This is a genomic window from Martelella sp. AMO21009, assembly GCF_053484295.1.
Genome location: NZ_JBAKFR010000021.1, coordinates 70,332 through 83,397 on the forward strand (window position 1 = coordinate 70,332; position 13,066 = coordinate 83,397).

Sequence of the window (13,066 nt, forward strand, 5' to 3'; positions counted from 1 at the left end):
GGTTTGCCGATACGAGGTCTCTCGGTCGCGATTCGCCCCCGGCTGTTTACATCGGCAATACTATGCCGCCTTCCGATTTGAATCCAATGTGCCCGGCCGTTGCTTGTTGATCATCCCGGAAAGCCATCTTCCAGCCGCCGCTCCAAGCTGCGCCGGTACCGCGTTTCCGAGTTGACGCATGCTCTCCGTCCAAGAGCGCGGAAACTCATAATCATCCGGCAAGCCGACCAGACGCGCCGCCTCACGAGTGGTGAAGTAGCGAACCGAGCCGTCATCACGAACCATCATGTTCTCACCGCCGGGCACGCCATGGTCGCCAGCCTTCAATGCCTTCGCCGGCAGATCCAGTGGGCTCCCTGTATGTCCGGGATAAACCTTCGCTCCTGGCTGAAACACATGGTTTCCAACACCATTCGGATCACCTAGGTCGGCAAGGGCGTCGCGAACCGTCACCCAGGGCAGCCCCTTGGGATCCTGGGCCTCGCGCCTCAAGGCCGCCACCCTCGTCTGGTCCTGCCGCAGTTGCGGCTCGGCTCGGACCTTAAGGCCGTGACGCGCCCAGTACTCTCCCGTCACATATTGATCCCAGAGCAATTTGTCGCGGGAGTGGGACGGAATCATTGGCTGCGGATCCACACCCATGTCGGCGCGAATACCAAAAATGAGCACGCGATGCCGGATTTGCGGCGCGCCGAAGTCCGCCGCGTTCACAAGCTGCCACACCACCCGATATTCCGGCTTCGCTCGTGACGCGAGCAAACGCTCGCGATGCTCATCGTGCGTCTCGTTGGCCTTACGCTGTATCGAGGGTCGCTCGAGATGCGCGAGTATCCAATCGAGATAAGGCCGGAAACGCGGCCCGGAAATATTTCGCACGTTCTCGAAAAGGAAGGATCGCGGCTGCGCTTCCCGCACCGCGCGAATCGCCTCCGGCCACATGTCACGGCCATCCGCCTGACCCAGCTTCTTTCCGCCAATCCCGAAGGGCTGACAAGGTGGACCGCCCGATACCGCGTCCAGAGCGCCAAACGCGCTCCAGTCGATTTCCCGAACGTCCTGGAGATTCATCGGCCACGCATGGACATGCTCAACGCCATTAGCCTTGTTGTGCAGAACAGTCGCCACCGCGTCCCGGTCGAATTCAGCCATGTGGCGATGCTTGAAACCAGCTTGGGACATTCCCAAAGCAAGTCCGCCGCATCCGGCGAAGAGTTCAGCGCTTTCCATCCTCGCCCCTTTCCAGCTCGAGCGGGAGCATTGGCCCCCCAGCGGCTTCTTCCAAATAACGCTCGACCGCGCGACGGACGAGCCAGGCGACCTTCACCCCCTGCGTCTTGGCAAGGCGATCAAGCTCGGCCTTCTGCGCTCTGGTCAAAGTCGTGGTAACGCGCTCGGCGTCCTTACCATCCTTGCCCACTTGGAACCTCCGCGGCGATCCGCGGCATTCCGCGGCGCAATGCCACTTTGCCTGAAGTCACTTGAGATGGCAAGTTAGCAAAAAATAGTGAACAAAGAAAGAACATTCTCGGTAAGGAAACCGCGCGGCCAGTTGGTAGACACAGTTTACTGCAAGGTGCTCAACCGTCAGAAACGCCCCGCCAAAGCGATCCGCGAACATCTTCTGCAGCTTGTCATTCCGGCTCAGCACGCTCGACAGGGCGCGGCCGCCCCGCAGGAATTTGAGGGCATGCTCAGTGCCAAGCAGATAGAGATATTTTCGCTTCGTCGTTGGATGCTCGGCGAGCAACAGATAATCCTTGAACACCGAATTCTGGCGGATCGATTCCGCGCCGCCCCGCCATCGTATGAATTTGAACTCGGCGACCCGCAGGTTGGTCTCCAGATCGAACTCGCGCCCCGTATTGCCGGCGCCGAGCGACACATATTCGACACGCTCGTCTTGTTCCAGGATGTGCGGAAGGCATAACAGGATACCGAGCGCATGGATCGTCACATTGATCTGCCCTGCGAGACGCTTCATTTCAGCAGCCGCGGCCAACGCCTCCCGACCCACGCCGGCGCTCTCGAGAAAATCTGCGCAATCCTCCGCCGCAGCGCCGCGAACGCCGCTCTCGATCCGCGCAAGCGTCTGTGTCAAATCCGGGCCGGTGAACCGTAAGAGCAAATCGCGGATATCGGCTGGGTTCGTCATACGCTTGCCTGGCCGGCAAAACGAAGCCGATCTATCTGATTGTAGTTGATCACCGCGGGGTCGGCGCCGATCACCGGAAAGCGGCTGACCACATAATGCAAGACCTCATCCACACCCAGTTTCTGCTTTAGCAAATGTTCGCGACCACGTTCCTTCTTGAGTGCGCGCGCATAGTAGTTTGTCAGCAACCGGTTATATCGAACGTAAAGTGCGCGATCAGCCTCGATCTTCGAAAGATCGATCCAGTTGTTTTTGCACTGAACGTTGAAGATGACGCCGCTGCGTGTGGCGACGACATCGAATTCCTTCCGATTGATCCGCCTGATGTCCGTCACGAAGAAGCCCATGCGCCTGAGATCGCGTTTCACCATGTCCTCGAAGATGAAGCCCGCGTGGATCTGAAAGCGCCGTCGGCTGCCCAAGTGAACATTCTTGAACGCATAGAGAAAGCGCGACAGAAGATTGACGTTCGAGACGACCCTATCCCCAAGATCCAAAAAGGGCTGATAGGCATTGGTGTTCGTCGCATAGTCCGAAGGCTTGTTGACGAGAAGTGCCTCAAGTGCGGAAGGGTCCAGCTCGGACTGCGCGCGCAGCATCGAGCGAAACTTCTCCTTTCCGATCTCGATGTAATAGTCGTCGCGGCAATGGCGCGCGAAGGCGACTATCAGCAGGCCCATGGCGGAAAAATCGGAGTCCTTCAGGCCGAATGCCTCGTAAACCGCGCCAATCAGCTTCACGGCGTTCCGCAGCTCGGCGGCTGAGAAAATCTTCTTTCGATCCTGCGGCTCCATGGCGGGCATCGTGAACTGGTCACCCCGCAGCTCAGCCATCACATGGATCGATGCGCGTTCCGGTTCGAGAAAATAGTCGTCCAGGGCTTCGAAGCCGTGGCTCGCCATGACGCCGACGTCGTCGATCTCCAGACTGAATTCCGGCAGGGCCTCGAGCAGCGCAAGCTTTTGATGGAAGCCGGTGATTGCGATGCAGCTATGCTCGACCTGCGGCATGAGAACGGTCAGAGCGTCGTACGGCTCGAGAACGAGAGAGCCGGAACATGCATAAGGCATGGTGTAAAGCAGCGAGACGAAGTGTCGTCGTCGCGACTGGAAATAATCGACGGCGCCGCCGATCGTGTCGAGTGTGATACTTGCGCTGCGAGCATCGTAGCCGTGCTCAGCAAAAGCCTTACCCATGGCGCCAGCGTAGAGCATGACCCGCGTGAAGCGAGAGATGACTGATGGCTCGAGATGCGGCGCGAGCGCCTCGCGAACGGCCAGCCAGGTCGGTCCCGGGTTCGCGACAAAGGCATCGTCCAAACGTACCGCACATAACCGATCTCGGAGATGATCGTCGACAATCCCGAATGTCGGAACGTTGATGAACTCCTCCACGGCTCGAAACGTCTCATGCCACGCGGCTATCGCATCATCGCACCGATATTTGGCGAGAACGGAGAGCAGGCCGTTGCCGTGTGCGGCCAACTGACTTTCAATCAGCTCCCTCGCTTCAGCATCCGATACCTGCATGACGCTTGTTTTCCTGCCGACGAATGATCTTCACTGATCATTGACATCAGCTTATAACCGTCCATATTTGCCCGGTAAAGGAGGGACGCTTATGTTCACCTACCGCCCCGAGAAATTTGCCTCGCTCTACGACTCCGAGCTGGGCCAGCGCATATGGGCCTTCCTAACGCGGGACGACAATGTCGCCCGCCTCGAAACGGCCTCGGAGCTGAGCAAGCCCGCCGTCGAAGGCATCGAAGAACAGCTTCTCGCCGAGTTCCGCGAGGACGTCCTCGCCGATCGCGTCAAACAGATGGTCGGCCACATGGTGCGGCAGATTCTGGAACAGCGCGACTGGGTGCTCGACCAGACAGACGTGAAGGTCCAGTCCGTGCCTTTCAGCAAGGCGGCGCGCTACCGCCGGCCCGACTGGATCACTTTCCACGCCTTCCGCAACAGCAGCGATCCAAGAGACGTTGTCATCACCGACCGACGGCAAAATCCAACGCTTCCCACCGGCTCGCGCTGGATCTTCTACGCGACCTTCGCCAGCCCGCTAAGGGCAGCCGTCGCTTTCGGCATCAGCGACATCAAGCAACTCCGCCAGCAGATTCATTTGCACGGCTATCAACGCGTCCGGACCGAACGGATGCTGCGCCGCGCGTGATGGGAAACAGCGAAGCGATAAGGCCTCACCGCGATGAACGTTGAGCCTTCCGTCGTGACAGCGTCACGCCTGTGCTACATCAAGCTCGGTCGCGGCGGCGATTGGGAGGCCGAGAGCCTGCGAGACGGTGTGCTTCGCTTCGGATATCGCGAAGCGCCCCATGACCTTTGTGTGCGTGGCGATTGGCAGGCCGTCTGGGAGGCCATGAAGGTCGTCCGCGGGGATGCAGGCGCCGCGACGAGGGACGTGAACCAGATTCGTGCCTATTATGAATCCGATGAACAATCGATCTTCATCACCTTCGTCGGCGGCCTCCTTTATTGGGCACGCCCCACGGGGCCGGTCGAGATTCTGGAAGATCGCAGCCACCGCCGCGCGACTTTGGATGGTTGGCGCAACACCAGCATCGGCGGCGCGCGGCTGTCCGCCGACCGGCTTTCGGGCCGGTTGTTGAAGGTGCAGATGTTCCGCGGCACCATATGCGACGTTCAGGCCGCCGACTATCTGTTGCGAAAACTAGGCGACCAGCTCTCGCCCGAGGTCGCGGCCGCCGAGGAGGCGGAGCGTGCCCTGGTGACGGCGATCGTCGATCTCATGCGATTGCTGACCTGGCAGGATTTCGAACTCCTCGTGGATCTCGTGTTCTCAACCAGTGGCTGGCGCCGCGTGAGCCAGGTCGGACGCACACAAAAGACGATCGATCTGGAGCTCGTCTTGCCAAGCACCACCGAACGGGCGTTCGTCCAAATCAAGTCTCAGGCGACGCCGGCGGCTCTGAACGACTATGTGGACCGGCTGGCGCAGGCCGATGCCTACGACCGCATGTTCTTTGTCTGGCACACAGGCGATCTGCCCGAGGGAGATCGGCAGACAGACGTCATTCTTCTGGGCCCGCAGAAGCTCGCCCGGATGGTCTTGGATGCAGGACTGTCGTCCTGGCTTCGGGAGAAGGTATCCTAGATGACCGTAGCGACCTTCGGGCTGCCTCTGTCTTCCGCTTCAGACCAGATCACCATGGATTCTGGAGGGCAAAGCCTTGCCCTGCGGCCGAGGCAGTACTCTCGGTTGAGCCCTTCGAGCGGGGAATCCCACCGCAACGCCCCTTTGAGATGGAGAGTGCGGATGGGTATGCCGTGACGGGATGAGGACGGAGGAGAGGCCCCGGCGCGGAGACCCGCGACGTCCAGACACAACAGCAAATCCGGCGCCCGGCGCGACGGGACCAATTTCTATTCCGAAATCGCCGACAGGATCATCGCCGACCTTGAGGACTGCAGTGTGCCCTGCGCTCAGCCCTGGGGGACGTCGATGGCGAAGGCACCCCTTGGCCTTCGAACAACGCCTCTACCGATCGCCGGTAGCAGATTGAAGATGTCCGTATGATGCGAAGTTATTCCGCCAACCACTCGCTATAGGCCTGAATATCGATCATCGGAACGGTGCCGCTGAATTGAAGCTGGGAAATCAGCCTAAAAAGAAAGGCAGTGGCGGGTTTGCCGCCAGTATGCATGACATACTCCGTCGGATCTTCGTCCGTGTGGAAATAGCCGTGCCCGGCTACGCAACCGAAGTCGATTTTCCCCTCTCCCTGATCCTTCTTCAACGCGTCAATGAAACTATCTCCGAGTCCAGGCTTCCAATCGCTTTCAAAGGTCAGCAGTCCACCATAGATCGGGATGAGCGGCTTCGCGGGATACGTGCCTCCTGCGTGCGGTATCGGCAAACTCGTTCGATGAAGCGCTCGCACGCTCCGAACCTTTTCCTGGGCGTACTGGACATGTTTCAGATTGGCCGATTGCTTCGCCTCGAAAACCGCATAGATGCTTTCCGCAGGAACTATGACTTCGCCCTCGTAGTGAAAAATGAATGGCGAGTATTGGCGATCATATATGACAACATCAATCTGCTGACTGATTGTGCCTTCGCTGTCCACGACATGCGCCTTGTCCGATTTGTAGCGCGCCGGAAGATAGGTATTGAAAAGCTCATTCCAAACCCGTTCGCTTGCGTCTCCCTTGGACACTGGGTGCGGCATTGCTTTGCGAATTGTTTCAAGACGATTTTGAATATCGTCGTGCAAGCCCGAAAGCACATCCTTCAGCGACCATTCACTCATCTATCATCCTCCTCGCCGCTTCCCGAGGCGTTACCCTCGGCATCTTCAATCACAATCTCACAATTCAGCTTATGTCCCGAAGCAAGATAGGTCGTAGCGCCGATGTGAAACCGAGCATCTCCGCCAAGCTTCACGATGATCAACACAAGGAAATTAACCGCCTCGCCCTGATCAGCGAGGAGTTGATACATGGTGGTCTCGTCCTGTTGGCTCGGCAGAGCCGGTACATTCGGATGGGAGTGCCATTCGCCCAGGTAGTTGAACCGTTCCGGATTGCCGCCGAATTTCCTGTGCAGCGCCAGGATCTCCCTGCGTGCGGTTCCACCGCGACGATTGAACGTCGCCGCTGTCCCACCGAAGAAGCGCTGGCGCGTTGCTTCAGCGATGCGGAAGTCCCCTTCCGAAACCTGCTCGCCAAAGAGCACGCCGCCTATTTCCTTGCGCCCCGCCTTCTTGAGATCGGAAGCCCAGCGTTCAATCATGGTTTTCGGAATCCGCAGTTTCACCGCTTGCACCCTGAAATAAGGATTTGATGAAGTCCGATTCTACTGCGGCCTCGGAACCCGGGGACAATGTGCTTCGGACTGGAGCATCTACGATGATGGGGCGCGCATCAAACGGGCCGTCGAACAGCCAACCCCGCTTTAACCCCACGAGATAGGCATGCGCATCGTAACTCGATGGCTCGGTATCGCTCAGCGTATCGAGCGCAAAGGCGCAAATATGAGCAGCGAACGCTGATACATCGGCATCCGTTGCCTGCATTGGTGCGGCGTCGCCGATGGAACCATCATAGCCACGCCCTGTCGCAACCGGCGGCGTCTCATCGCTGATCTCGTAATACTGGTTGATCACTGTACGGATGTCATAAGGCGAAGGATCCTTGTTGACCCTCGCCCTCGCCATTTCACCGCCGACACCGCCAGCATAAACAGCTCCCCAGAGCAAAGAACGATTGTGGCGCAGACTCAGGCTGGCCAAATGATTGAATACGTCTGGATTGGCGGTGGCATCGATAATGACGTCACAGGAAGCGAGCGCCTGGTTAACATTCGCGGCTTCCTGTGACGAAACCTGCGCGCCAATCGCACTTCGCCAAACATCGACCTCAATGTCGCGACGAATGAGGCGCAGCCGATGCGCCGTCAGCTCTACCTTGTGACGTCCTACGTCCCGCCAATCCCCATCATGGCGTTGCAGATTGCCGATGTGCAATATGTCGCCATCGACCAGCTCAAACTGGCGAACGCCTGACCTTGCAAGTGAGACAGCAATCTTCGAGCCGAGTGACCCGAGCCCGACAATCCCGACCCTCTTCTTCCCAATATCCGCTGATGCGAGGCCCGATCGATCTCCGTCAAATGGGGCAAGGACGGTTGTAAACGTCATTAGGTCATCATCATTCGCAAAATGGCAGAGCAACGTAAGCCCACCCTCCGACCCGCGAAGCACGACCGCCCAATGCACATCTTCCGCCATGGAGAGCCGATCACCGAGCAGATCGACCAGTTCCCTGAACGTGTTGATCTTCTTCAACACCGATGTCGGTGTGTCCGTGGTGAAGACAACACCCTCCTTAACAACACAGGTCTTTCGAAGCGCATCGGGCGCAAGGCTCTGTTTTCCGCCGTTCGCCTCGCCGCATATCGAAAGAATATGCGCCATGAATGTCCGGCCGCTGTAGGAGTCGATGCCGATCTCCAGCGGCAGTCCATCAATGTTGTCATCCGCCAAAAAAAGGCGCGCCAATGGGCCAACATAGAATCGTGTCAGCTCGGACCGCAAAGCCATTGTTGCCGGGAAATCATGCGCTGACGGCGCGTGGACCGCAGCTCCGTCGTCATCCGGCGCCTCGGTTTCAAGGAGCCGCCTTGCGCTTTCGATCATCATTGCGCCGGTTACGTCCGGCGTCCAATTGTCGTTGCGGATTTCGAGGCAGAGATCTCCACCGGCACCGTATTGATGACCGGAAAGCCGGGCGTCGCCGTCGGCAGGGACAATGCTCGGTGGCGATGCGGGGAATGTATTGTGATAGGTTAACCGGAGTGGATAATTCCCGCGCGCGATCACGATTTCGAAGCAAATCGTCAATCGCAATTGCTCATCCACGGACCAAACCGGGTTTTGAAACCAATCCGCGTCAAGCGCTTCAATGGCTTCACGTTCAATTCGCAATCGCGCCTGGTCGGTCAGCCACCACATGAGCCTAAGCGAATTTCGCAGGTCGTGCTGACGGCGCTGCCTGCGCACCGGTGAAGCTCAAGGGAGACATCGCGGCAGCAGCGCTTTTCGTGGATAGCCCGGATACTTTCGGTTTGGGAAACCGGTCGCCGAAGATCCGGCGCCAATAGTCCGTTGCCTTGTCCTGATCTTCTGCGGCCAGCGCTTTGGCGGCATCGTCACGGTGTTTTTCGATCTTGTCGTAGTAAGCGCAAAACTCTTCGTTCGTCACTCCGGCAAGTATGTCGCCTCCCGGCACAGCTGGATCTTCGAGAAACGGACATGTCCCGAGCATCCGATCGTTGGCATAGGCGTCAAGAAATGACTGACACCAATCATGAAAGAGCTGGCCGTAGTTTGTCTCGGTCTCACTGATGTGCGGCGCGATGAGAGTTTCGAGTGCAAAACTCTTTGGGTGCCGGGACACGGTCTTGTTCTGGCGACGCGCCCACTTCACCATGCGCGTCATCGGATTAAACCGACCCGAGCAACGTTCGTTTTGCGCTGCGGACCAATCCGTGTGCTCTACCGGGTCCGTCTTGTACCATTCCCCGGTATCGCGATTACCGATCCGAAAAAGGTTATCGTCCTGCCGATCAAGCAGAATCGAGACGTCAAGGTCTGCCTTGTTCATCGATAGAGCGATCGAGCATCTGTTCCGCTTGATCGAAGTGATACCGAGCTCATCGCGAGCCCGATTCAATGCGGCATACAATTCGTCCATGAGCTCTGCCGGATCAGAATCCCATGGAGTGCCGTCTACGACGGCATAGAGGTCCACATCAGGTCGCTCGGTCGAGCCGTTCTTTGTTCGTGGCCGAATGGCGGTGTAACGCTTGTACGAGCCCCCCAAAAAGATCCGCTTCACCCTTTCTTTGAACTTGTCATCCTTGAGCAGCGCCGTCCGCACCGAGGTGTGAGCGCTCTTACAGTTCGACACGGTTGTCTCACTCGGGGTGATGTCCGTGATGAACTCGGCAAATCTGGCATTCGGCGTCATGGCGGCCTCTATGTTCAGCTTATGTTCTTAACATTTAGCACTCTATGCAGCCGAGTGCCAAGTCAATTTTCACTATGTCTAGTAGTATGCGCCACGATCACCCCCCAAATATATCGACAGCCGCTCTTCCCACCGCGACGGCAACTGCCAAGCGCTCGGTTGCTGGACGTACGTCCGATTTCCGGCGAGGGACCCTTTCGCGCCGCTCAGTCAATATCCGCTGGGCGGCCGCGCCATGCACATGCCGAGCGATCGTCACGCACGGTCGCCAATCCCTGCATCGGCCCCCGACCCCTTCAGCCTTAGACCAATTCCTGGATCTTGCCATTTCGGCCGATTTCGATCGGCATCTCTGATCCATAGTCCCCAACCTCTGGCTGAACTTCGCTGTGCATATTTGCATCCAAGCTCGTTTCGAACACACTGACCGCACAAGTCACGGGCTTGCCAATGTCGGCCACCGGTATGTTTGCCTTGATCCTCAGGGTGCCTGTCTCCTGCCTAACCATCAGGCGGAGAGGCGCCAGACTTCCGTCGGGTAAAAGCAGACGAGACATATGCATGACGCTCAGCGCGTAAAGCGCCACGAAAGACTTGCATAGAATGAACCTCTCACGGTTCACTCTATCCAATGCCCCGGCTTCAATCAGCACGTCGGCAAAGTCATCTATCAGTTCGTCATCATTGAACGCCGTCTCCCATACGAAAGAGCCCGCCAACCAATTGAAGGCAGCTTCCTGTCTTCCTCTTGGCATTTTGCCCTGGGCGAGTTTTTTTGAGGCTTTTCCAAAATGGGACCGTGCCTGTTGCCGGGTCATGCCAAGCGCATCCATTATCCGTTGATCCGGTGCAATCTTCAGATTTACCTCGGCGACCTTCTTCGCCTCATCGAGGGTAGGTACTTGGCCATTTATCTGCCTGAACCACGCTTGGGGGCTGAGTTGCATCTCCGCAGCGCGCTTCATGACGATGCCCTTATCGCGTTCGCTGCGATGTGCCGAGAAATCCCCGATTTCCCGAATGATCGCCCGATCGGATGCGATTGAACGCAGATCTGAGAACAACCGGTCAAGGTCCGTAACGTTGCGCTCTCCCCGCAGAAGGCGGTCGACGCGTCTCCGATGATCAATCAAGTTCATTTTGCCCTATCCGCTGGTGCACCGCCGTCCGCCCGAAAGGAGCAAAGCGGCCGTTCTGTTGATACAAGTAGTCATTCTTGTCTGTGCCCAGAAATCCGGCAGATCTGGACAGACACCGGCACATGACAATGAACCACGGACCAACTGGAAGCACCCGCCAACTTCGGGCGAGCGGATTGCGACGGCGATTCCGTAGCCTCGCAATTCCGATTGTACGCATTTGATCTTCTGATGAAAATCTTACAAGGGGAAAGCCTTCCCCTGCGGCCGAGCCCGTAGTCTCGGCCGACCCCTTCAAGCGGGGATTCCCCGGCAACGCCCCCTTTTCAGAGTGAGAGTGCGGACGGGTTTGCCGTGACGGGATGAGGATCGGAGGAGAGGCCTCCGGCGCCCGTCGCGGAGACCCGCGATGTCCAGACAGAACCGCAAATCCGGTGCCCGTAGCGACCGGACCAATCTCTATGCCGAAATCACCGACAAGATCATCGCCGAGTTGGAGGCCGGCCGTGTGCCTTGGGTCCAGCCCTGGGGAACGGCGGCCGCGAAGGCGCCCCTTGGTCTACCGAAGAACGCCTCCACCGATCGCCAGTATTCTGGCGTCAACGTCTTGCTGCTCTGGGGCGCCGTCATCGAACGCGGCTTTTCCGGCCAGAGCTGGCTGACCTTCCGCCAGGCGCTGTCGCTCGGCGGCAATGTCCGCAAGGGCGAGCGCGGCACCACCGTCGTCTATGCCGACCGTTTCGTGCCGGAGGACGAGAAGCGCCGGGCGCGCGAGACCGGCGAGGACGCCCAGGCAATTCCGTTCCTGAAGCGTTTCACTGTGTTCAACACCGACCAATGCGAGAATCTGCCCGAGGATGTGGCGACCGCCGCACCACCGGTGCCGACGGGTCTGATCGAACCGCGCGTCGAGGCGCTGATCGCCGCCACCGGCATCGACTTTCGCATTGGCGGCAACCGGGCCTTCTATGTGCCTGCCCACGACTATGTGCAGGTGCCGCCGCCACAGGCCTATTTCGAACCCATCAATTGGCATCGCACAGCGCTGCACGAGATGGGCCACGCGACAGGCCATGTCTCACGTCTGGGGCGGGACTTCTCCGGTTCGTTCGGCACGAAGAAGTACGCCTTCGAGGAACTGATTGCCGAGATCACCGCCGCCTTCTGCTGCGCCTCGCTCGGCATCGCCCCGACCGTCCGGCACGCCGACTATATCGGCTCCTGGCTCGAGGTGCTGCGCGAGGACAATCGCGCCATCGTCCGCGCCGCCAGCCAAGCGGGCAAAGCCGCCGACTGGCTTCTCGCCTTCGCGCCCGACGCGGTCGAGACCTCTCGCGACAGGAGGGTGGCATGATCCTGTTGACCGACGACCTGCGCGATCGGCTGCTCGCCAATGGACGGCTGCGCGATATCGACCATGTTCCCGTTGCGAAATTCTTCAATCCGGTCGGCGCGGCCACCTGGCTCATCACCGAGATGGAGGCGGACGGCGACACGCTGTTCGGCCTTGCCGATCTCGGTTTCGGATGCCCTGAGCTGGGCTCCTGCAGCCTTGCCGAACTCACCTCGGTGCGCCTGCGATTCGGTCTCGGAATCGAACGCGACATCCTGTTTCAGGCCACCTTCCCGCTTTCGGTCTACGCCGAGGCGGCCCGGCAGGCCGGGAGCATCGTCGAAAGCGATCGGCTGCTGCATGCCGCCGCGGCGACGCTGCGGGACCGCCGCTGAAGTGCCGCTGCCAAGGCCTGTCGTCCGCTCGATCGACAAAGTGAGAGTGAGAGGGCTGCGCCCTTTTCCGTGACGGGTTGGAAGTCGAGAGAGAGGCTCTCGACGCCCGTCGCGGAGTAAATCATCATGGCAAATGCAGCCAAGAAGATCACCCTGTCGTCGTCGCGCGACATCCCCTTCAACAAGCTGGTGCTCTCCCAGTCGAACGTCCGGCGAGTCAAGGCGGGTGTCTCGATCGAGGAACTCGCCGAGGATATCGCTCGGCGCGGCCTTCTTCAGGGACTCAGCGTCCGGCCCGTCATCGACGAAGCCGGGACCGAGACCGGCATGTTCGAAATCCCGGCCGGCGGTCGGCGCTATCGGGCGCTGGAGTTTCTCGTGAAGAAGAAGCGCATGACGAAGTTCACGCCCGTGCCCTGCATCGTGCGCGAGGACGGCATCGCCGAGGAGGATTCGCTTGCCGAGAACGTCCAGCGGGCGCCGCTGTTAGGTTCTGTGTCGCAACTGTCCTGTTGGGTTCGTACGGCCGTCATGGT

Annotated in this window: 14 protein-coding genes; 5 read left to right on the forward strand and 9 right to left on the reverse strand. The window is 59.0% G+C overall.

Going from position 1 to position 13,066, the window contains the following annotated elements; all coding sequences use genetic code 11:
* Positions 1-60: 60 nt before the first annotated feature.
* The 4 genes from V6766_RS18855 to V6766_RS18870 are packed head-to-tail and all read right to left on the reverse strand — an operon-like array spanning position 61 to position 3,681.
* Positions 61-1,227, reverse strand: coding sequence for a DNA cytosine methyltransferase (locus tag V6766_RS18855; protein WP_448469155.1), 1,167 nt, complete (start codon positions 1,225-1,227; stop codon positions 61-63).
* On the reverse strand, positions 1,214-1,417 hold the full coding sequence (locus V6766_RS18860) for a ribbon-helix-helix domain-containing protein (RefSeq protein ID WP_109768167.1): 204 nt from the start codon (positions 1,415-1,417) through the stop codon (positions 1,214-1,216). The genes V6766_RS18855 and V6766_RS18860 overlap by 14 nt, the downstream gene beginning before the upstream one ends.
* 57 nt (positions 1,418-1,474) lie before the next feature.
* Entirely contained in the window at positions 1,475-2,152 is a 678-nt protein-coding gene (locus V6766_RS18865; RefSeq protein ID WP_448469157.1) for a hypothetical protein, read from the reverse strand.
* Complete coding sequence (locus V6766_RS18870) at positions 2,149-3,681, reverse strand: hypothetical protein (RefSeq protein ID WP_448469159.1); 1,533 nt, start codon at positions 3,679-3,681, stop codon at positions 2,149-2,151. The genes V6766_RS18865 and V6766_RS18870 overlap by 4 nt, the downstream gene beginning before the upstream one ends.
* A 91-nt stretch (positions 3,682-3,772) precedes the next feature.
* On the opposite strand from V6766_RS18870, the gene V6766_RS18875 reads away from it, so the two are divergent.
* Positions 3,773-4,327: a hypothetical protein gene (locus V6766_RS18875; protein ID WP_109768172.1), complete on the forward strand. Its 555-nt coding sequence runs from the start codon at positions 3,773-3,775 to the stop codon at positions 4,325-4,327.
* Between the two features lie 33 nt (positions 4,328-4,360).
* Positions 4,361-5,287, forward strand: a complete 927-nt coding sequence (locus V6766_RS18880) for a hypothetical protein (RefSeq protein ID WP_448469161.1) — start codon at positions 4,361-4,363, stop codon at positions 5,285-5,287.
* Positions 5,288-5,717: 430 nt separating this feature from the next.
* On the opposite strand, the gene V6766_RS18885 is transcribed toward V6766_RS18880, so the two are convergent.
* The 5 genes from V6766_RS18885 to V6766_RS18905 all read right to left on the reverse strand — a co-directional run bounded on the left by V6766_RS18885 (position 5,718) and on the right by V6766_RS18905 (position 10,802).
* Positions 5,718-6,443, reverse strand: a complete 726-nt coding sequence (locus V6766_RS18885; RefSeq protein WP_448469163.1) for a DUF6602 domain-containing protein — start codon at positions 6,441-6,443, stop codon at positions 5,718-5,720.
* Positions 6,440-6,925 carry a Mov34/MPN/PAD-1 family protein gene (locus V6766_RS18890; RefSeq protein WP_448469165.1) on the reverse strand — a complete coding sequence of 162 codons (486 nt, stop codon included), beginning with the start codon at positions 6,923-6,925 and terminating at the stop codon, positions 6,440-6,442. Before V6766_RS18890 ends, V6766_RS18885 begins: the two co-directional genes overlap by 4 nt.
* Complete coding sequence (locus V6766_RS18895; RefSeq protein ID WP_448469167.1) at positions 6,918-8,645, reverse strand: ThiF family adenylyltransferase; 1,728 nt, start codon at positions 8,643-8,645, stop codon at positions 6,918-6,920. Before V6766_RS18895 ends, V6766_RS18890 begins: the two co-directional genes overlap by 8 nt.
* A 4-nt stretch (positions 8,646-8,649) precedes the next feature.
* Complete coding sequence (locus V6766_RS18900) at positions 8,650-9,663, reverse strand: SMODS domain-containing nucleotidyltransferase (protein ID WP_448469169.1); 1,014 nt, start codon at positions 9,661-9,663, stop codon at positions 8,650-8,652.
* A 302-nt stretch (positions 9,664-9,965) separates the two neighbouring features.
* Complete coding sequence (locus V6766_RS18905; protein WP_448469171.1) at positions 9,966-10,802, reverse strand: hypothetical protein; 837 nt, start codon at positions 10,800-10,802, stop codon at positions 9,966-9,968.
* 409 nt (positions 10,803-11,211) lie between these two features.
* On the opposite strand from V6766_RS18905, the gene V6766_RS18910 reads away from it, so the two are divergent.
* The 3 genes from V6766_RS18910 to V6766_RS18920 all read left to right on the forward strand — a co-directional run.
* Positions 11,212-12,156 (forward strand): ArdC family protein, encoded by a 945-nt coding sequence (locus tag V6766_RS18910; protein ID WP_448469173.1) that lies wholly within the window; start codon positions 11,212-11,214, stop codon positions 12,154-12,156.
* Complete coding sequence (locus V6766_RS18915) at positions 12,153-12,530, forward strand: DUF2958 domain-containing protein (RefSeq protein ID WP_448469175.1); 378 nt, start codon at positions 12,153-12,155, stop codon at positions 12,528-12,530. The genes V6766_RS18910 and V6766_RS18915 overlap by 4 nt, the downstream gene beginning before the upstream one ends.
* A gap of 126 nt (positions 12,531-12,656) precedes the next feature.
* Positions 12,657-13,066, forward strand: a 410-nt coding sequence (locus V6766_RS18920) for a ParB/Srx family N-terminal domain-containing protein (RefSeq protein WP_448469177.1), incomplete at its 3' end; no start/stop codon positions are given.